Source organism: Pseudarthrobacter sp. MDT1-56, assembly GCF_059383555.1.
Window position 1 is genome coordinate 105,938 of sequence record NZ_JBWZCK010000011.1, and the last position, 20,157, is coordinate 126,094.

Below are 20,157 nucleotides of genomic sequence, written 5' to 3' on the forward strand. Positions count from 1 at the left end.
CCAAATCGGGCATATTCCGTTGTACTCCCGCAGCTACTCCGCTTCGGAGGCTGCAGCGGCCTTGGCGGAGGCGTCGTCCCCGAGCTGCAGGTCCACGACAGGGCAGTCCTTCCAGAGACGCTCCAGGGCGTAGAACACCCGGTCTTCCTCGTGCTGGACGTGGATGACGATGTCGCCGTAGTCCAGCAGGACCCAGCGGCCGCCGGAGCGTCCTTCACGGCGGATCGGCTTGAGCTCGAACTTGGAAAGTTCGTCTTCAATGCCGTCCACGATGGCGTTGACCTGGCGCTCGGACGGCGCGGAGGCGATCAGGAAGATATCGGCCAGGGCCAGCCGTTCGCTGACGTCCATTGCGATAATGTCCTCGGCGAGTTTCTCCGCGGCAGCTCGGGCTGCGTGGCGGGCTGTGGTGATGGCTGAATCTGTTGCAGTCACGGGACTCCTTGTTGGCGAAAAGCTTGTTATGAGAAAGCTTGTTGGGTGAAAAAGCGTGTATAGCGGAAATGCGCGGGGCCGCCAGTTGGAACGGTGGGGCCAGGAACGAAGGTGGCTAGCCGGAGAGGCCGGTGATGATCAGCATGATGCCGGCGATCAGCGCCATGACGCCAAGGACCAGCACCGCGAGCTGCACGAGGCGCAGACGCCGGGCCCGGCCAAGGCCGGCCGTGTCCGCGTCGAGGGGGTCGAGCCCGTATGCGGTGTTCGCGGCGACGGGCGAGCCGCCGGCGAAGTCCCCGTCAGACTGGGGTGGGGCAGGGATTCCGGCTACGGGGGACGATGCCTGAGGTGAGGAGGCAGCCTGGGCGGCGGCCTCGGCTCGGGCCAGCACTCCGGCGCGGCTGGTTGTGCTGCCCGCACTCCGTTGGCGGGAAGGACCCGGACGGCGATTGCCGGACTTCCGGGGCTGCTCAACCCGCGAACCCGGGTTGGTGACGACCGGCACGTGGGACGTGGCAGGGCGCTTCAAGACTGGCCGCTCCACGCCGGGGACCTGGACAAATTCCAGGGGTGTGACCATAGCCAGGTTGTTGGCCGTGGTCGGGTCATTCCGCACCGGTTCGGGCTTGCTGTTCTGCTCGGCCAGTTTTAGTTTCGCGGCCGCCCGGCGGTTCAGCACGGCGGCCCGCTCAGCCAGGGCAATTTGCTCCGCCAGCACATCAGGGTCGACGGCGTCCGGGTCGGTGGCGTTGATGTGTTCCATTTTGGCCAGCTGGTTTTGTGCCTGCTGGGCCAGGAGCTCCCGCGCGGCGAGGGCCTGTTCCACGGTCATGCCCGCGGGCCCTTGGCCGCCCCGGCCGGCAGCGCCGGCGTCGTCGGTCTTCTGCCCGGGGGCTTTGGCGCCATCAGCGACAGAGCGGTCAACGCCGGGCTGCGCACCCGCCGTTTCCGGTCCGGCAGGGGTTTCCGGTGCGGCATCGGCTTCCTGTGCACCCGCGGCGCCGGGCTGACGGACGACCGGGGTCGCCCGGGTCCGTGGCGAGGCGGGGACAATCAGGTTGGCGGAAGTTGCCGGGGCTGTTTCGGCCGCCAGCTGCAGCAGCCGGAGCTGGCGCCGCGTGGGCGGCCCGCCACCGGCGAGATTGCCTTCTTTTTCGGCGAGTTCCTTGATGGTGCGCAGGGTGGCGCGGTCCCGGGCGCGGACCTGCGAGGACCGCTCCGAGCCGGCGGACGTGCGGACTGAGTCCACGGGGCCAGGATTCCGGCGGCGGCCGGTGACCTCCGCCTCCGTGGGCTCGCCGGGGGCAGCACCGCCGGGGGCAACACCGCCGGGGGCAACACCGCCGGGGGCAACAGCATTGCCAGGCCTCGGGGTGGCGGGGCTATTCGAGCCAGGGATCTTTGAGGCAGGGGAAACCGCTCCGGGACCTGGGGTACCGGGCTCCTGGTTCGCTTCCAGGCGTTCATCTCTGGCCTGCCGCAGTTCGCGGCGGCTGCGGATTGGTGGCTGTTCCTGACTCATTGCAAACTCATTCGGTGCTGGCGGGTTGGGCTATCTCGGTGCTTCGGTCATAGCGGGCGGCGCCATTGCCGGCGGAGGTGTCCCCGGTGTCCGGGTCCCCGCCGTACAGTCCGTACTTGGCGATGTACTGGACCACGCCGTCGGGGACGAGGTACCACACGGGGTTCCCTGCCGCGACCCTGGTGCGGCAGTCGGTCGAGGAGATCGCCATGGCGGGAACCTCGAGCAGGCTGACGTCCTTGCGGCCCATCCCGTCCAGGACATGGCCGGGCCGGGTGACGCCGACGAAGTGCGCGAGGGACCAGAGTTCGTCGATGTCCTTCCAGGACAGAATCTGGGCCAGGGCGTCGGCGCCGGTGATGAAGAAGAGGTCCGCGTCCGGACGCAGGGTGTGCAGGTCCCGAAGCGTGTCGATCGTGTACGTGGGTCCGGGCCGGTCCACGTCCACCCGGCTGACGGTGAAGCGCGGGTTCGAGGCCGTGGCGATGACGGTCATCAGGTAGCGGTGCTCGGCCTCGCTGACCAACTTGTTCATCTTCTGCCACGGCTGGCCCGTGGGCACGAAGACCACTTCGTCCAAGTCGAACTTGGCCGCGACCTCACTGGCCGCGACAAGGTGCCCGTGGTGGATGGGATCGAACGTGCCGCCCATCACACCCAGACGCAGGCGGCGCTTGGCGCCGCGCTGCTCCCCGATGGCGGAAATATTAGTGCCCTTGGCCGTGATCGTGCTTGTTCGGGTGCTGGCGGTGCGGGTCCGCGTGCTCCTCGACGGCTTCGTGGCGCCTGCCCAGGTTGGAGTAGGACAGCGTGACGAACAGCATGACCATGAGCAGGGCGAACATCACGGCGCCAACGACCAGCGGCGGAGCAATGAGCGGCGCGAGTTCCTCGTGGCCCGATTCGCCAGCGGCGGTGACGATTGTGGCGATCTGCTGCAACAGCATGTTCTCCCCTAGTGAGTTCAAGATTTGACGACGGCGGGTATCCCCGCCATTCCGGACTTCTGTTCCATGTTACAGCGTTGCTAGGCCCTGATCTGGCCCTCGCCCTGGACGATCCACTTGGTGGTCGTCAGTTCCGTCAGTCCCATCGGCCCGCGGGCGTGCAGCTTCTGGGTGGAAATGCCGACCTCGGCGCCCAGGCCCAGTTCGCCGCCGTCCGTGAAGCGGGTGGACGCGTTGACGATCACGGCGGCCGAATCCACCTCCGCGATGAATCGTTCGGCGTTGCCGAGGTCATTGGTCAGGATGGCTTCGGTGTGGCCGGTGGACCAGGTGCGGATGTGCTTGACGGCGTCGTCCAGGCTGTCCACCATGGCCACGGCGAGGTCCAGGTCCATGTACTCGGTGGCCCAGTCCTCCTCGGTGGCTGGGACCGAGTCGACCGTGGCCGGCAGCGCGGCGCGGATCCGTTCGTCGGCGTGCAGGGTGACACCGGCGGCGCGGAGGGCCCCGGCGACGGCGGGCAGCACGGTCGACGCCGAGTGGACCAGCAGGGTTTCCACGGTGTTGCACACGCTGGGCCGCTGGGTCTTGGCGTTCAGCAGGATCTCTACGGCCATCTCCTCGTTGGCGGAGGCGTCCAGGAAGATGTGCACGTTGCCTTCGCCGGTCTCGATCACGGGGACCTTGGCGTTGGTCACGACGGACTGGATCAATTCCCGTCCGCCGCGGGGAATGAGGACGTCGACGCGGCCGCGGGCGCGCATCAGGACGTTGGCGCCTTCACGGCCATACTCGTCGACGCTCTGCACGGCGTCGGCGGGCAGGCCGACCGATTCGAGGGCGTCCCGGAGCACGGCGACGAGGGCGGCGTTGGTGGCCGCAGCGGCGGTCCCGCCGCGCAGGATGACGGCGTTGCCGCTTTTCAGGCCCAGTCCGGCGATGTCCACGGTGACGTTGGGGCGGGCTTCGTAAATGGCGGCGACGACGCCCATGGGAACGTTGACCTGGCGCAGCCGGAGCCCGTTGGGCAGGGTCTGTCCGCGGACCACGTTGCCGACAGGATCGGGCAGGGTGGCGAGGTTCTCCAGCGCGGCGGCGAGGCCCTGGATGCGGGCGTCCGTGAGGGTGAGCCGGTCCAGCAGTGCAGCGGAGGTGCCGTTGGCTTTGCCGGCGGCTACATCCTTGGTGTTGGCGGCGAGGATCCGGGGCTGACTTTCCAGCAATGCGGCCGCGATGGCGCGGAGTCCGCGGTCCTTCCAGGCCCGGTTGGCGCGGGCCATTCTGCGGGCGGCCTGGCGCGAACGGTCGGCGATGGCGTGGACGGCTGCCTCGACGTCGGCCGACGAGGGACGCGCCTTCTCTGTTGCGGGGCTCGGGGTTGCCTGCCGGGCATCGTTGGATTTCTCAGCGGCTTTGGGAATCAGTGCCTCAGTCATCCTTCAAGTCTAGGCGGGCCCGCTCGCTAAACCAGAACCAGATCGTCAACGTGAACAACCTCGCGGTCAAATCCACGTCCCAGGGACTCACCGAGCTCCACCGTGGAACGGCCCAGCATCTGCGGCAACTCAGCCGCTGAATAGTTGACCAGACCGCGCGCAATGACGGTTCCGTCGGCAGCGACCATTTCGACGGCGTCGCCTGCTTCGAAATGACCTTCAACCGCCGAGATCCCGGCCGGGAGCAGCGAGGTGTGGCGGTCGCGCACGGCCTTGACCGCGCCGTCGTCGAGGATCAGCCGGCCCTCCACGTGCGCGAGGTGGGCGAGCCACATCATCCGAACCGGCTTACGTGCCCCGTTCACGGTGAACCAGGTTCCAACGTCCTCGCCAGCCAAGGCTGCCAGCACATTCGCGGTCGACGTGACCATCGCGGGGATACCGGAGTCGGCCGCCATAATGGCCGCCTCGACCTTGGTCTGCATTCCGCCGGTACCGACTCCGGCCTTGCCGGGCGCGCCAATCGTCACGCCCTTGAGGTCCTGGGGGCCGTCGACACGGGGAATCCGCTTGGCGCCCTTCGCCGGAGGGCCGTCATAGAGCGAATCAACGTCGGACAGCAGCACGAGCGCATCCGCACGGACCAGATGGGCCACCAGGGCCGACAGGCGATCGTTGTCGCCGAAGCGGATCTTGTGCGTGGCCACGGTGTCGTTTTCGTTGACCACCGGCACCACCCCAAGGTTAAGCAGCCTGTTCAGGGCGCGAAAGGCGTTCGTATGGTGGCTGCGCCTCATGAGGTCGTCGGCCGTGAGCAACACCTGGCTGACAGTCACGCCGTGGGCTCCAAACGCCTGCGTGTAGCGCGCCATCAAGAGTCCCTGACCCACACTGGCCGCTGCCTGCTGGGTAGCCAGGTCCCGGGGACGCTTGGCCAGTCCCAGCGGCGCCAGGCCGGCAGCGATGGCCCCGGACGACACCAGGATGATTTCCATACCCGCATTGCTCTTGACGGCAAGGGCATCCGAGAGTGAGATGAGCGCTTCTTCGGAAATGCCGCCCTTGATGCTGGTGAGCGAGGACGATCCCACCTTGACCACGATGCGACGCGCCCTGGCAAGCACGCTCCTGTCATCGCAGGGTTCCTCGATTAGTACTGCGGAACTGGCACTCACGTCTGCGGGTTCACTCCCCATTTTCTTCGCCCAGTCCACTCTCCTTGAGCGGCTTGGGCCGGCGTCCGCTGACGGACTCGGTCCAGATCCCGGCCTTGCGCTCGGCTTCGAGCTCTGCGCGGGCCGCGGCCTTGGCCTCGCGGCGTTCGACCTGCTCGTCGCGCTTCTGTCCGCGGGTGGGGCGGTCGCCGATGTCGGCGAAGCGCACGTCCGTGCCGCGCGGCGCGGCCAGCAGTTCGGCGCCGGCCATCATGGTCGGCTCCCAGTCGAAGACAACGCCGTCGTCCTCGCCGATGACGACCATGTCGCCGGGCTTGGCGCCCTGCTTGAAGAGTTCGTTTTCGACGCCGAGCTTGGCCAGGCGGTCGGCGAGGTAGCCGATGGCTTCCTCGTTGGTGAAGTCGGTCTGCTTGACCCAACGCACCGGCTTGTCACCCAGGACGCGGAACAGCGGCTCGAGGTTCTTCTCCTCGCGGCGGATCTTGAAGCCTGATTCGTTGACGGCGCGGGGCTTGAGCACCGGGGCGTGGACCTTCGGCGGGGCGGCGGCGACGGCGTCGCGGGCGGCCTTGACGATTTCGGCCATGGCGAAGCCAAGCTGGCGGAGGCCCTCGTGGCTGGTCGCCGAGATTTCGAAGACCCTGTAGCCCCGGGATTCGAGTTCAGGGCGGACGAATTCGGCCATGTCCTTGCCGTCGGGCAGGTCCACCTTGTTCAGGGCGATCAGGCGCGGGCGGTGGTTCAGCGGGACGACTTCACCGTCGGAACCGGCGAAGCTCATGTCCACGGCGTACTTTTCCAGCTCGGCTTCGATGACGGCGAGGTCCGAGAGCGGGTCGCGGTCCGATTCGAGCGTGCCGCAGTCCAGGACGTGCACCAGGGCGGCGCAGCGCTCGACGTGGCGCAGGAAGTGGTGGCCGAGGCCCTTGCCTTCGCTGGCGCCTTCGATGAGTCCCGGGACATCGGCGATGGTGAAGCGGACCTCGCCGGCCTGGACCACACCGAGGTTCGGGATCAGGGTGGTGAAGGGGTAATCGGCGATCTTGGGCCGCGCGGCGGACATGGCGGCGATCAGGCTGGACTTACCGGCGGAGGGGAAGCCGACGAGGGCGATGTCGGCGATGGACTTCAGTTCCAGGACGACGTCGCTGGATTCGCCTTCGATGCCGAGCAGCGCGAAGCCGGGGGCGCGGCGCTTCTGCGAGGAGAGCGAGGCATTGCCCAGGCCGCCTATGCCGCCGGCGGCCGCGATGTATTCCGTGCCTTCGCCGACGAGGTCCGCGAGGACCGTGCCGTCCTTGGACTTGACCACGGTGCCCTCGGGGACCGGGAGGATCAGGGTTTCGCCGTGTTTGCCGGCGCGCCAGTCGCCCATGCCGGGGCCGCCGTTGGTGGCGTGGCGGTGCGGGGCGTGGTGGTAGTCAAGCAGGGTGGTGGTCTGGGGGTCGACGCGCAGGATGACGTCCCCGCCGTTGCCGCCGTTGCCGCCGTCGGGACCACCGAGCGGCTTGAACTTCTCGCGGTGAACGGAGACACAGCCGTGGCCGCCGGTACCGCCGGATACGTGCAGTACTACCCGGTCTACAAAGCTAGCCACGTGGATCTCCTCAGTGCTGTTCCCCGGGTGTCCAAAGACTCCCAAGATGATTGTAATGCGGTTAAAACACCGGTGGAGCGGACCTAATGGTCCGCCCCACCGACTTAAGACTTGTTGTTACTCTGCAGCTGCTGCAGCCACAATGTTCACAACGCGACGACCGCGGCGGGTGCCGAACTCGACAGCGCCGGGGGTCAGGGCGAACAGGGTGTCGTCGCCGCCACGGCCAACGCCGGCGCCCGGGTGGAAGTGGGTGCCACGCTGGCGGACGATGATCTCGCCTGCGGAAACTACCTGGCCGCCGAAGCGCTTGACGCCGAGGTACTGGGCGTTCGAGTCACGACCGTTGCGAGTGGAACTCGCGCCTTTTTTATGTGCCATTTGGAAATGCCTGCCTTAAAATTCTGGGGAATCTGCTGAAAACCTGAACAGTAACGATTAGTTACTTGATACCGGTGATCTTGACCTTGGTCAATTCCTGACGGTGACCCTGGCGCTTCTTGTAACCGGTCTTGTTCTTGAACTTCTGGATGACGATCTTGGGACCGCGAAGGTCCTCAAGGATCTCAGCCGTAACCTTTACCTTGGCCAGGTCCGAAGCTGCAGACGTGACCTTGTCACCGTCTACCAGGAGCAGTGCGGGCAACTCAAAGGTGCTGCCGGCTCCACCGGGGACGCGGTTCAGGGTAACGAAGTCTCCAACGGAAACCTTCTCTTGGCGGCCGCCTGCGCGGACAATCGCGTACACCACTGGGGAACTCACTTCTCTCGACGTTTATTACTAGATTTGCGTGCGGAACCTGGGTCCAAAGTTTTTGGTCCGGCTCACGCTGTGCCTCTACGCCGGTGGGTTCCCCGGGGGGACCCATGAGCTATCCCGTGGACAATCGCACTCGGAATTCAAGTGGAGCGTCCTCAAGGTCATAACCCAAGTGTTGGCGTAAGCACCGAAGATCTAGACTACGCTAATTTTGCCTTCGGCCGCAAATGAGGCTGGTTCCGAAGGGAGGTACGTGGTAGGCGCCACTCTGTATGGACAGGGTGTTGCCGCAACGACTTCCGGAACCGTGCCCACCTATCGTACAGGCTCCGCCCGGCGCCCTAGGTCAGGCGTGCAGCCGCGGCGCGTCGAAGAATTCGACCTCATACCGGGCGGACTGCCGGAAGGCCGTCGTCATGGCCTGCCGTTCGCTCTCCGAGGCCGCCAGTCCCGCCGCGTCGGCGTAGGCGACCGCCTGCCGGGTGGCGGCGGCGAACTCCTCATCCGCGTAGGTGCGCAGCCACGCCGCATAGGGGTGCGCGTCCGGGGCGCCGGTGGCGAGGAACTGTGCGTGCAGGGTCTCCCCTACCTCGGCGTAGAGCCAGAAGCACGGCAGTACAGCGGCCACCAGGACCCCGTAGCTGCCGGAGACCGAGGCCGCCAGCAGATGGTCCACATAGGTCTTCGTGACCGGCCCCGGCGTCACCCCGGCCGAGCGGGTGCCCAGCCAGGTGCGGTGCAGCTCGGACTCGACTTCGAGGCAGTTCTGTGCGGAACGGGCCCAGAAGAGCTGCTCGGCCTCCGTGGGCGCGATCGCCGCGGCGCGGGCCAGGACGCGGGAGTAGCCGTTCAGGTACAGGGCGTCCTGGGCGAGGTAGTAGGCAAACTCCTTCTCCGGCAGCGACCCGTCGGCCAGGGCCTTGATGAAGTCCAGTCCGTAGATCGCCGCCAGGTCCCCGGTGGCCGCTTCCCGGAGCGCGGCGGCGAAGGTACCCGCGGCCAGGACGCGCCCGGTCCTGCCATGGTCCTGGGTGTGCTGCTGGACGTGGTGGAAATGATGGACCGGGCCGTTGCCGGTTCCGACGTCGAGGTCCGCCGAGCTGCGCAGGGCCTCCTGCAGCCAGGGCTTGACCTGGCGGAGCGCGGCCTCCCAGTCCCCCGGCCCGGCTTGTCCCATGATTCTGGCCTGCACGGTCGCCATCGCCGAGGACAACGAGCATCCGGTGCCGTGGCTGTTGCGGGTAGGCACCCGCTCCCCCGGCACCACAACGACGTCCTGGACCAGCAGTCCTCCGGTGTTCACCAGCGCATCCGGACAGCCGAAGACGACGTCCGGATGGCCCTCGTTGCCCGGATCGCCCTGGCTGTCCCCGGCGCCGCTGCCGCCGTCGAGGTGGCCGCCCTTCACCAGGACCGTCGCTCCGGTCTGGGCCGCAAGCCGTTTGCCCTGCTGCAGGGCCACGGTCCAGTTCCCGGCGACGGGCTCGTGGAGCAGGAGGGCGAGTTCGGCAAGGTTGGGGGTGACCAGGTCCGCGTACGGCAGCAGCTCCTGCAACGCCGTCTCGGCGGACTCCTGGAGCAGCCGGTCGCCGCTCGTCGCCACCATCACCGGGTCCAGGACGACGACGGCGGGCCGGACCTTCTCCAGCCAGCTGCGGACGGCGTCGATCACGGCCGCATCCCCCAGCATCCCGATTTTAACGGCGTCGATGCCGATGTCCTGGCTGACGGCGTCCAGCTGTGCCGTGAGGAACGCTGCCGGCGGGACATGGACGGCGCTGACGCCTCGGGTGTTCTGCGCGGTCAGGGCGGTGATGGCCGCCATGCCGTAGCCGCCGTGCGCGGCGATGCTTTTCAGGTCGGCCTGGATCCCGGCGCCGCCGGAGGGGTCGGAACCGGCGATCGCGAGCACCCGCGGGATCCGGGGCGCCGAAGGGGCAGGGACACACGGAAGAAACGTGGAGGTGGTGGTCAAGAGAGACATCCCTTCGCCGGTGCTAACCGGACAGGTTCAACGGGTCTGGATCTCAGCCGGCTCGATGCGCGGCACCCCGTGTCAGGGATCCAGCCTAGCCGCATCCCTTAACGAAGTCGCGGGTGCGGCCCGGACCTGGTCGTATTGCTACGCCGTCCGGACCGCACCCGCGGCCCTGCTGAACTGTTCCGGTGCTAGAGCTCCGAGGCCGGAACCCCGACTCCGAGGATGATCGGTTCGCTCGCGGCAGGCTTGGCCGCCGGCGTGGTGGCCGCCGGGACCTTGGCCTCATGCACCGAAACGGCGGCGGACTGCCGGGTTTCCTGGCGCTGTTCCACCGAGGTCTCGTTGGCTGCGCCCTGGGCGCGGCTGGCGCTCCGGTTGCGGCGTCCGCGGCGTGCCCGGGAGGTGCCGGCCTCGGCTTCCGCTTCGGTCTGGGAACCAGGCGCCTGGGCGCGTCCCGGTCCGGTTCCGCCCGTGCGCGCCGGAGCGGCCGTTGCGGTCCGGGCTGCCGGAGCCTTCGTTGCCGGCGCATTCCCGGTCGGGGCGGCCGGTTCCTGCGCGGCCGGAGCCGTGGCTGCCGGTGCTGCCTCGACTTCACCCAGGTGGGCGAAGGCCTCGGTCAGGAGGTCCAGGGTGAGCGCGGGCGCGCTGGTCTCGTCGGCGTGTTCCACGAACGGCAGGGCGACCTGCTCGCCGCCGAACGTCAGCACGGCGGCGGGACGACCGGCAGCTTCCTCCGTGGCGGCCAGCTCGACGGCTGCCTCGATGGCGGCCTGGCGGGTCCCGGCGTCGGCAGCGGTGGCTGCTTCCCCGTCATGAAGGTGGGCGGCGTGCGCCGCTGCGGCGATGTTCGCCAGCGCGGCGCGGGTGGCCTCGGCCTTGGCGTGGCGCTCGGCCTCGGTGGGCTCGGCGTGGACTGCTGCCGGGGCGGACTGCTCGTCCGTGCCCTGGCTGCCCCTGCCGCGGCGGCGGCCCTTGCGTTCGGTCCGCGCGGCGGCGGGCTGGTGCTCAGTCCGCGGAACGTGGTGCTCGGCCGCCACGACGTTGGCGCGGCGGTGCTCCACCGGCTCGTCGTGGGTGACGATGCCGCGGCCGGCGCAGGTTTCGCACTGTTCGCCGAAGACTTCCAGCAGCCCGGTGCCCATCCGCTTGCGCGTCATCTGCACGAGGCCCAGCGAGGTCACTTCGGCGACCTGGTGCTTGGTCCGGTCCCGGCCCAGGCACTCCACCATGCGGCGCAGCACCAGGTCGCGGTTCGATTCGAGCACCATGTCGATGAAGTCGATCACGATGATGCCGCCGATGTCGCGGAGCCGGAGCTGCCGCACGACTTCCTCGGCTGCTTCGAGGTTGTTCTTGGTGACGGTTTCTTCGAGGTTGCCGCCGCTGCCGGTGAATTTGCCGGTGTTGACGTCCACCACGGTCATGGCTTCGGTGCGGTCGATCACGAGGGAGCCGCCGGAGGGCAGGAAGACCTTGCGGTCCAGGGCCTTGTGGATCTGCTCGTCGATGCGCCACGCGGCGAAGATGTCAGTGTCCTTGGTCCACTTCTCCAGCCGGCCCACGAGGTCCGGGGCCACGTAGGTGACGTAGGCCTCGATGGTGTCCCAGGCTTCCTCGCCGGAGACGATCAGCTTGGAGAAGTCCTCATTGAAGACGTCACGGACCACCTTGATCGTCAGATCGGGTTCGCCGTAGAGCAGTTCGGGAGCGAGGATCTTGGTCGAGGTCGACTGTCCCTCGATGCCCTCCCACTGGGCGCGGAGGCGGTTGATGTCGTGCGTGAGCTCTTCCTCCGACGCACCCTCGGCGGCGGTGCGGACGATGACACCCGCATCTTCCGGCAGGCGGTCCTTGAGGATCCGCTTCAGTCGGTTGCGTTCGACGTCGGGCAGCTTGCGGGAGATTCCGGTCATGGAACCGCCGGGAACGTACACGAGGTAGCGGCCGGGCAGCGAGATCTGGCTCGTGAGGCGGGCGCCCTTGTGCCCGACCGGGTCCTTGGTGACCTGGACCAGCACGGAGTCGCCGGACTTCAGCGCGTTCTCGATCCGGCGCTGCTTGCCCTCGAGGTTGACGGATTCCCAGTTGACTTCACCGGCGTAGAGCACGGCGTTGCGGCCGCGTCCAATGTCGACGAAGGCTGCTTCCATGGACGGCAGCACATTCTGGACCTTGCCCAGGTAGACGTTGCCGATCAGGGAATCCTGCTGGGTCTTCGACACGAAGTGCTCGGCCAGGACGCCGTCCTCGAGGACGCCGATCTGGATTCTGTCGTCGCGCTGGCGGACGATCATCTGGCGGTCGACCGATTCGCGCCGGGCCAGGAACTCGGCCTCGGTGATGACGGTGCGGCGGCGGCCGGTGTCGCGGGATTCGCGGCGGCGCTGCTTCTTCGCTTCAAGCCGGGTGGACCCCTTCAGGGACGTGACGCGGTTGTTGACGGGCGCCTCGGTGGCTGCGCGGGGTGCACGGACGCGGGTCACCGTGTTGGGCGGATCGTTGTCGTCCCCGCCGGTCAGTTCCAGGTCCTGGTCACCACGGCGGCGGCGACGGCGGCGGCGCGAGGTCACGCCGTCTTCGAGCTGCTCCTCGGCGCCCTCTTCTGCTTCTTCTCCGGCGTCTTCGGTTTCGCTTTCGGCACCGGCCTCGCTGTCGGATCCGCGGCTGCTGCGTCCACGGCGTCCGCGGCTGCGGCGGCGCCGGCGGCTTCCGGCGTCCTCGCCTTCAGCGTCCTCGCCCTCTTCTTCGTCGGCTTCTGCCACAGCGGCGGCCGCCGGGGCCGGGCGAACGGCGGCGGCCAGGTCGGGTGCCTGGAAAATCATCGAGGTGACCGCTCCCGGCTCAAGGAAAAGCGAGGAGGCGGCGGAGGGTGCCTCGGCCGGCGTTTCTGCTGCTGCCACGGGGGCTGCGGCGGGTGCCTCGACGGTGGCGGAGACGGCGGCTGCTGCCTCCGCGGTGACGACGGTGTCCTCCGCGGCCGGAGTCTCGTCGACGGTTGCGGCTGCCGGGGTCTGGGCGGAGGGGGCTTCCACGGCAGGGGCAGCAGCCTTGGCGCGGCGCCGGACCGGCTTCTCGGCCGGAGCTGCGACGGCCTCGGCGGCCGGGGCGGCGGCGTCATCCGCGAAAACCGGGAGGGGTTCGGCGACCTTGCGGGCACGGGAACGCCGGGCGGGTGCTTTGGCCTTGGCTTCGGCGGCCGGAGCCTCTGCCGCGTCGGTCACCTGTGCGGGGACCGCATCGAGGGCGGGGACTGCTGCGTCCTCGGGAGCGGCCGCCGCGTCCGCGGGGGCTTCCTTCTTCGGAAGGGCCTTGCGGCGGGTCCGGACGGGCCGCTTCGGCGGCGTTGCCACAGAGGCGGCTTCTGCTGAATCGTCGGCGCCGAGGGCGTTGTCATTAACCGTTACAACCTGGTCATTATCCATATGTGGCGACACTCCTGCCCCTGACGTGCCGCCACATCCGGCACCCGTTGGGGCAAATATTTGTCAACACCCGCAGGCATTGACAGAAGTCAATTGGATACCCTCAGGTTCGCACCGGCAGTGGGGTGCGGCAGCCCTGGAGGGCCGGCGGAATTGTTCTGAAACCCGTTGATCTACACGTCACAACCAGGTGCCGTCCAATGGCATTGCGGGACAGCCGGGATCAGAGGATCCGTGGCTCCCTGCTCATCATTGGCGGTCTTGGGAACAAAGTCGCCGGACCGGAATCCGGATGTGGATCGGGTTCCAGCCACGATCATTGTCTCACAGGACCCGCCAAATCAGGCGTAAGCGAGGCATCCGGCCCGCACCGTGGACCGAATCACTGGCGACGGCACGACGCTTCCCGGACTTCATCCAGCCTCCGGCGATAGAATCGGGCTAGCAGCACCCGACCCGAAGGACTTTCATTCCATGCCCACCATTTCCAGCGCTACCAACGAGGCAGCCGCCCAGCAGCAAGGCTCCAGCACGTCGGTCGCGGAACGGCCCTTGCCTCCGATGACCCGCGACCGCCCGTTCGCATGGCTCCTGCTGATCACCGGCGTCGTGGGCTGGGCTGCCTCCGGGGCCCTGGTGCTGGAGAAGCTAGAGGTCCTCAAGGATCCCAGCCACGTGACCGTGTGCGATGTAAACCCCTGGATTTCCTGCGGGCAGGTCATGCAGACCTGGCAGGGTTCGGTGTTCGGCTTCCCGAACATGTTCATGGGCATCGTGGCGTTCGCGGTCGTCATCACCACGGCCATGGGCATGCTCGCGGGAGCCACGTTTGCCCGCTGGTACTGGCTGGGCCTGCAGGCCGGCGTGACCCTGGGCTTCGCGTTCGTGGTGTGGCTGTGGTCGCAGGCGCTGTACTCCATCCACATCCTGTGCCCGTTCTGCATGGTCGTCTGGGCTGCGATGATTCCCCTGTTCGTCTGGGTCACCGTCCGCAACGTGACCCACGGCGTGATCCGCCTGCCCGCGGGCGCCACGAGGATCCTGGGCGACTCCGGCTGGATCATCACGGCGCTGCTCTACGTCGCCGTGATCGCCACCATTTTCTTCGCCTTCATCCAGGTCTTCATCGGGACGTCCGGCTACTGAGCAGATGAACCCGCGCTAAGCACCGCGAGGTGACAGCTGAGGCCAATGAGCGCATGCGCTCATTGGCCTCAGCTGTCACCTCGGTGAGGCAGGGGCTAGCCCTGGAACCAGATATTGATCTCGCGCTCCGCGGACTCCACGGAGTCGGAGCCGTGGACCAGGTTCTGCTGCACCTTCAGGCCCCAGTCGCGGCCGAAGTCGCCGCGGATGGTGCCGGGAGCCGCCGTCGTCGGGTCCGTGGTGCCGGCGAGCGAGCGGAAGCCCTCGATCACGCGGTGGCCCTCGAAGATCGCCGCGACGACCGGTCCGCTGAGCATGAACTCGACGAGCGGCTCGTAGAACGGCTTGCCCACGTGCTCCTCGTAGTGCTGCTCCAGCAGCTCGCGGCTCGCGTCGACCTTCTTGAGTTCGGCCAGGGTGTAACCCTTGGCTTCGATGCGGGCGATGATGCTGCCGGTCAGGTTGCGGGTGACGCCGTCGGGCTTGATCAGGACGAGGGTGCGCTCAAGGCTCACAGCTGCTCCTATGTGTTGGGGGTCGGATTCGGAAATAAGTCTAGTGGCTTTGACCTTCGGGGTGCGCTGCGTCCCAGGCGGCCTGTTCGCGGTCCCGCTGGGCGGACTCCCGGTCGATCCGGATGCCGGTGCGGATCCCGTACCACCAGGCCACCGCGAAGAGGCCGCCGACCAGGAACATGGCCGGCTCGAGGATGCCGGTCAGGATCAGCACGATCTGCAGGATCCAGCCCAGTCCCACTCCCCACGGCCTGGTCAGCACCGCGCAGGTGAAGGCGTATACGAGGCTCAGCGTGATCCCGACCGAGAAGATCAGGACCGGCGGGAAATCATCCCGCCGCAGCCCGAAGACGGTGAGGGTGCCGAAAAGCACCACGAAGGACTCCAGCAGCAGCACCGTCGAGGCGAACATGACCTTGGTGGAGCGGCGCTTCTTGGGCATGCCCGGGCGCCATTCGCGCTGGGCTTTGGTGAGTTTCGCCATGGTCTAGGCGTCCGCCTTTCCGAGCAGGATCCGGGCTTCCGCGACGAGGGTGATGGACCCGGTGACGAGGACGCCGCCGGCGAGGTCATCGTTGGCTTCGGCACGTTCCACGGCCCATTCGAGGGCGTCGTCGAGCTTTTCGGACACATGGATGTTGTCCTCGCCGAACCCGAGCTCCACCGCGAGCTCCGCGAGGTCCTCGGCCGGCACGGCGCGGGGCGAGTTGGACTGCGTAAAGCAGTACTCGGCGGCCAGGTCGCCGAGGGATTCCTTGAGCTGCCGGAGGATTTCCTCGGCGTCCTTTTCCCGCAGGATGCCGACCACCACGACGAGCTTGGTGAAGCTGAAGGCCTCGTGGATGGCCTCGGCGGAGACCCGGATGCCTTCGGGGTTGTGCGCGGCGTCTACGATGATGGTCGGGGCGGTGCGCACCACCTCCAGGCGGCCGGGCGAGGTGACGGAGGCGAAGGCCTCCTGCACGAGCCCGGCGTCGAGCGGCTTTTCAGCGCCGAAGAAGGCCTCCAGCGCGGCGATCGCGACGGCGGCGTTCTCGGCCTGGTGCGCGCCGTGCAACGGCACCAGCAGGTCCTCGTAGCGGCCCGCGATGCCCTGGATGGTGACCATCTGGCCGCCGACGGCCACGGTGCGGGATTCGACGCCGAATTCGACGCCCTCGAAGCGGAACGGGACGCTGGTTTCCTTGGCTTTTTCCAGCAGCACCTGGGCCGCGTCGCGGGGCTGTGCGGCGCTGACCAGGAAGCCGCCGGGCTTGATGATGCCGGCCTTTTCGTACGCGATGTCCTCGGTGGTGTCGCCCAGGAGCTCCGTGTGGTCCAGCGAGATCGGGGTGACCACAAAAACCTGGCCGTCGCCGACGTTGGTCGCGTCGGTGATCCCGCCGAGGCCAACCTCGATGACCGCGACGTTGACCGGCTGGTCCGCGAACACGGCGAAGCCCAGGATGGTGAGGCATTCGAAGTAGGTCAGCCGCGGCTGGCCGTCGGCTTCGAGTTCGCTGTCCACGATGGCCAGGTACGGGCGGATCTCGTCCCAGATCCGGACGAAGGTCTCGTCCGGCACCGGGGCACCGTCGATGCTGATCCGCTCGGTGACCTTGGACAGGTGCGGGCTCGTGTACCGCCCGGTGCTCAGACCGTGCGCGCGCAGCCCGGCCTCGATCATGCGGGCCGTGGAGGTCTTGCCGTTGGTGCCGGTGACATGGATGATCGGGAAGGCCTTGTTCGGCTCCCCCAGAATATCCATGGCCCGGCGCAGCGGGGCCAGCCGCGGTTCCATCTTGTTTTCCGGCGCCCGGCCCAGCAGCTCGGCGTAGACGCTTTCAACGGAGAATTCATCGGTCATGGATTAGGCCTCTACTTTTTCTGCGGCGGTCTTAACAACGCTGACCTGGGGTTCCTTGACGTCTGCCGCAACAGTTTCCAGCTCGACGGTCAGGGTTTCGGTCTTGACGAGCTCCGCGTTGGCCAGCAGGGCGTCGACGACGTCCTGCCGTGCGGTGACGGTGGTGCGGATCCGGTCGCTGACGTTGAGTCCGGCGTCCTTGCGGGCCTGCTGGATGGCGCGGACCATGTCGCGGGCAGCACCTTCGGCTTCGAGCTCCGGGGTGACCTCGGTGTTGAGGACCACGAAGCCGCCGCCGGGCAGCACGGCCGCCGCGCGTGAGCCGGCACCCTCCGCAGCTTCCGCCACGACGGTTTCCAGGGTGTACTCCTGCGGTTCGAGCTCGAGGCCGCCGGCGGTGACCGTGCCGGCCTCGTCCACGGACCAGTCGCCGGACTTGGCACCCTTGATGGCCTGCTGGACGTTCTTGCCCAGCCGCGGGCCTGCGGCCCGGGCGTTCACCACGAGCTTCTGCTCGATGCCGAACTCCTCCGGGGAGGCGCTCCCGGCGTCGAGCAGGCGGACGGAGCGCAGGTTCAGCTCATCGGCGACGACGGCGGCGAAGCCTTCCAGCGCATCCGCGCCGGGTGCCACGACGGTGAGCTCCTGCAGCGGCAGGCGGACGCGCAGGTTGGCGGCCTTGCGCAGCGAGGATCCGGTGGAGCAGATCTGCTGGACCCGGTCCATGGCCTCGACCAGGCCCGGGTTGGCCGGGAACAGTTCGGCGTCCGGCCAGTCGGCCAGGTGCACGGAGCGCCCGCCGGTGAGGCCGCGCCAGATCTCCTCGGAGACCAGCGGCAGCAGGGAGGCCGACACGCGGCAGACCGTCTCCAGCGCGGTGTAGAGCGCGTCGAAAGCGTCCACGTTCTCGTCGAAGAAGCGCTGGCGGCTGCGGCGGACGTACCAGTTGGTGAGCATGTCCAGGTAGCTGCGCAGCTCATCGCAGGCGCCGGAGATGTCGTAGCTGTCCAGCTGTGCGGTCATGTTCCGGACCAGGTCCCCGGTGTTGGCCATCAGGTACTGGTCCAGGGTGTCGGCGTAGCCGTCGTAGCGCAGCTTCGCGTCATACCCGGCAGCTGTTCCGTCAACTGCGTTGGAGGCGTTGGTGTACAGCGTGAAGAAGCTGTACACGTTCCACAGCGGCAGGATGACCTGGCGGACGCCGTCGCGGATTCCCTGCTCGGTGACCACGAGGTTGCCGCCGCGCAGGATCGGGCTGGACATCAGGAACCAGCGCATCGCGTCGGAGCCGTCACGGTCCAGGACTTCGGAGACGTCCGGGTAGTTGCGCAGGCTCTTGGACATCTTCTGCCCATCCGAGCCCAGGACGATGCCGTGGCTGATGACATTCCGGAAGGCCGGCCGGTCGAACAGCGCGGTGGACAGGATGTGCAGCATGTAGAACCAGCCGCGGGTCTGGCCGATGTACTCGACGATGAAGTCCGCCGGGTTGTGCGTGTCGAACCATTCCTCGTTCTGGAAAGGGTAGTGGACCTGGCCATACGGCATGGAGCCCGAATCGAACCAGACGTCCAGGACGTCCTCGACGCGGCGCATGACGGACTGTCCTTCCGCCGGGGTGCGGGGGTCGTCCGGGTTCGGGCGGGTCAGTTCGTCGATGAACGGCCGGTGCAGGTCCACCTCGCCGGCCTTGTTCAGCGGCAGGCGGCCGAAGTCGGCCTCGATCTCGGCGAGCGAACCGTAGACGTCGGTCCGCGGGTAGTCCGGGTCGCTGGACTGCCAGACCGGGATGGGGCTGCCCCAGTAACGGTTCCGGCTGATCGACCAGTCGCGGGCGTTGGCGAGCCACTTGCCGAACTGGCCGTCCTTGACGTTGCCCGGGATCCAGTTGATGTCCTGGTTGAGCTCGGACATGCGGTCCTTGAACTTGGTGACCTCGACGTACCAGGAGGACACGGCGCGGTAGATCAGCGGGTTCCGGCAGCGCCAGCAGTGCGGGTAGCTGTGCTCGTAGCTGGCCTGGCGGACCAGGCGGCCCTGGGCGCGGAGCACCTGGGTGATCGGCTTGTTCGCATCGAAGACCTGCAGCCCGGCGATTTCGGCGAGGTCGCCATGGCCGAACAGGGGCAGGAACCTGGCGCCTTCGTCCACCGAGAGGACGACGGGGATGCCGGCTTCTTCACAGACCTTCTGGTCGTCTTCACCGTAGGCGGGGGCCTGGTGGACGATGCCGGTGCCGTCGGTGGTGGTGACGTAGTCGGCCGCGAGGAAACGCCAGGCGTTCTCGGTTCCGTACTTTTCGACGTCGTGGAAGTAGTCCCAGAGCGGCTCGTAGCTGAGGCCCTCAAGCTCGGCGCCGGTGTGGCGGGACGTCACTGCGGCTTCGGCGGCCGCTGCGCCCTCGGCGCCGTCGCCATAGCCGAGGTCCTTGGCGTAGGCGCCCAGGAGGTCCGCGGCGAGCAGGAAGCTGCCGGTGACGGGTGCCTCGGCCGAGGCCGCCTTGATTCCGTGGGGGCCGGCCGGCAGGACAACGTAGGTGATGGCGGGCCCGACGGCGAGCGCCAGGTTGGTGGGCAGCGTCCAGGGGGTGGTGGTCCAGGCGAGCGCCTGCACGCCGGCGAGCTGCCGGGACAGTTCCGTCTCCCCTGCCGTGATCGGGAAGGTGACGGTGACGGTCTGGTCCTGGCGGTTCTTGTACACGTCGTCATCCATGCGCAGTTCATGGTTGGACAGCGGCGTCTCGTCCTTCCAGCAGTACGGCAGCACGCGGTAGCCGTTGTAGGTGAGGCCCTTCTCATGCAGCTGCTTGAAGGCCCAGAGCACGGACTCCATGTATTCGACGTTGAGCGTCTTGTAGTCGTTCTCGAAGTCGACCCAGCGCGCCTGGCGGGTGACGTAGCTCTGCCACTCGTCGGCGTACTTCATCACGGAGGCCCGGCAGGCGTCGTTGAACTTGTCGATGCCCATGGCCTCGATCTGGGTCTTGTCCGTCATGCCCAGCTGCTTCATGGCTTCCAGCTCGGCGGGCAGCCCGTGGGTGTCCCAGCCGAAGCGGCGCTCGACGCGGCGTCCGCGCTGTGTCTGGTAGCGGCCCACGAGGTCCTTGGCGTAGCCGGTCAGCAGGTGGCCGTAGTGCGGCAGGCCGTTGGCGAAGGGGGGACCGTCGTAGAAGACGAATTCGTTGCTGCCACGCTTTCCCCCGGGAAGATCAGAGGGGCGCTGGTCAATGCTGGCCTGGAAGGTGCCGTCCGCGTCCCAGTACTTGAGGATGCGTTCTTCGATCTCCGGGAACTTCACGGAGGCGGTCACGCCGGAGCGGGTGGCGCCTGCGCCGGAGGGTGCGGCGGAGGCCTTCGGGTAATAAGTCATCTC

The 20,157-nt window shown here is 67.7% G+C and carries 16 protein-coding genes and 1 riboswitch; of the genes, 1 reads left to right on the plus strand and 15 read right to left on the minus strand.

What is annotated here, in order from left to right:
• Positions 1-33: 33 nt before the first annotated feature.
• The 11 genes from rsfS to AC50YC_RS15805 all read right to left on the minus strand — a co-directional run bounded on the left by rsfS (position 34) and on the right by AC50YC_RS15805 (position 13,278).
• A complete protein-coding gene (gene rsfS / locus AC50YC_RS15755; RefSeq protein WP_354171040.1) occupies positions 34-435 on the minus strand; it encodes a ribosome silencing factor in 402 nt (133 codons plus the stop codon).
• Between the two features lie 115 nt (positions 436-550).
• On the minus strand, positions 551-1,960 hold the full coding sequence (locus AC50YC_RS15760; protein ID WP_494954243.1) for a hypothetical protein: 1,410 nt from the start codon (positions 1,958-1,960) through the stop codon (positions 551-553).
• Between the two features lie 7 nt (positions 1,961-1,967).
• Positions 1,968-2,612 (minus strand): nicotinate-nucleotide adenylyltransferase, encoded by a 645-nt coding sequence (gene nadD / locus AC50YC_RS15765; RefSeq protein WP_494954244.1) that lies wholly within the window; start codon positions 2,610-2,612, stop codon positions 1,968-1,970.
• A 55-nt stretch (positions 2,613-2,667) separates the two neighbouring features.
• A complete protein-coding gene (locus tag AC50YC_RS15770; protein WP_494954245.1) occupies positions 2,668-2,907 on the minus strand; it encodes a hypothetical protein in 240 nt (79 codons plus the stop codon).
• 80 nt (positions 2,908-2,987) lie between these two features.
• On the minus strand, positions 2,988-4,343 hold the full coding sequence (locus AC50YC_RS15775; RefSeq protein WP_494954246.1) for a glutamate-5-semialdehyde dehydrogenase: 1,356 nt from the start codon (positions 4,341-4,343) through the stop codon (positions 2,988-2,990).
• 26 nt (positions 4,344-4,369) lie between these two features.
• Positions 4,370-5,539 carry a glutamate 5-kinase gene (gene proB / locus AC50YC_RS15780; RefSeq protein ID WP_494954247.1) on the minus strand — a complete coding sequence of 390 codons (1,170 nt, stop codon included), beginning with the start codon at positions 5,537-5,539 and terminating at the stop codon, positions 4,370-4,372.
• A complete protein-coding gene (gene obgE, locus AC50YC_RS15785; RefSeq protein ID WP_494954248.1) occupies positions 5,529-7,115 on the minus strand; it encodes a GTPase ObgE in 1,587 nt (528 codons plus the stop codon). Before obgE ends, proB begins: the two co-directional genes overlap by 11 nt.
• Positions 7,116-7,232: 117 nt before the next feature.
• Positions 7,233-7,496, minus strand: a complete 264-nt coding sequence (rpmA, locus tag AC50YC_RS15790; RefSeq protein ID WP_009372867.1) for a 50S ribosomal protein L27 — start codon at positions 7,494-7,496, stop codon at positions 7,233-7,235.
• A gap of 61 nt (positions 7,497-7,557) precedes the next feature.
• The gene (gene rplU / locus AC50YC_RS15795; protein ID WP_024368343.1) at positions 7,558-7,866 is read right to left on the minus strand and encodes a 50S ribosomal protein L21; all 309 of its coding nucleotides are present in this window, start codon (positions 7,864-7,866) and stop codon (positions 7,558-7,560) included.
• A 355-nt stretch (positions 7,867-8,221) separates the two neighbouring features.
• On the minus strand, positions 8,222-9,859 hold the full coding sequence (locus tag AC50YC_RS15800) for a bifunctional hydroxymethylpyrimidine kinase/phosphomethylpyrimidine kinase (protein ID WP_494954249.1): 1,638 nt from the start codon (positions 9,857-9,859) through the stop codon (positions 8,222-8,224).
• A riboswitch (TPP riboswitch) is annotated at positions 9,842-9,939 on the minus strand. (Overlaps the previous gene by 18 nt.)
• A gap of 105 nt (positions 9,940-10,044) precedes the next feature.
• On the minus strand, positions 10,045-13,278 hold the full coding sequence (locus AC50YC_RS15805; protein WP_494954250.1) for an Rne/Rng family ribonuclease: 3,234 nt from the start codon (positions 13,276-13,278) through the stop codon (positions 10,045-10,047).
• A 474-nt stretch (positions 13,279-13,752) separates the two neighbouring features.
• Here AC50YC_RS15805 and AC50YC_RS15810 point away from each other — a divergent pair, with 474 nt between their 5' ends.
• Positions 13,753-14,424, plus strand: a complete 672-nt coding sequence (locus AC50YC_RS15810; RefSeq protein WP_494954251.1) for a vitamin K epoxide reductase family protein — start codon at positions 13,753-13,755, stop codon at positions 14,422-14,424.
• A 95-nt stretch (positions 14,425-14,519) separates the two neighbouring features.
• Here the strand turns inward: AC50YC_RS15810 and ndk are convergent, their stop codons facing one another.
• The 4 genes from ndk to ileS are packed head-to-tail and all read right to left on the minus strand — an operon-like array spanning position 14,520 to position 20,154.
• A complete protein-coding gene (gene ndk / locus AC50YC_RS15815) occupies positions 14,520-14,939 on the minus strand; it encodes a nucleoside-diphosphate kinase (protein WP_494954252.1) in 420 nt (139 codons plus the stop codon).
• Positions 14,940-14,979: 40 nt separating this feature from the next.
• Positions 14,980-15,423: a DUF4233 domain-containing protein gene (locus AC50YC_RS15820; protein WP_494954253.1), complete on the minus strand. Its 444-nt coding sequence runs from the start codon at positions 15,421-15,423 to the stop codon at positions 14,980-14,982.
• A gap of 3 nt (positions 15,424-15,426) precedes the next feature.
• Positions 15,427-16,785: a bifunctional folylpolyglutamate synthase/dihydrofolate synthase gene (locus tag AC50YC_RS15825; protein ID WP_494954254.1), complete on the minus strand. Its 1,359-nt coding sequence runs from the start codon at positions 16,783-16,785 to the stop codon at positions 15,427-15,429.
• A 3-nt stretch (positions 16,786-16,788) separates the two neighbouring features.
• Positions 16,789-20,154 carry an isoleucine--tRNA ligase gene (ileS, locus tag AC50YC_RS15830; RefSeq protein ID WP_494954255.1) on the minus strand — a complete coding sequence of 1,122 codons (3,366 nt, stop codon included), beginning with the start codon at positions 20,152-20,154 and terminating at the stop codon, positions 16,789-16,791.
• Between the last annotated feature and the right edge of the window lie 3 nt (positions 20,155-20,157).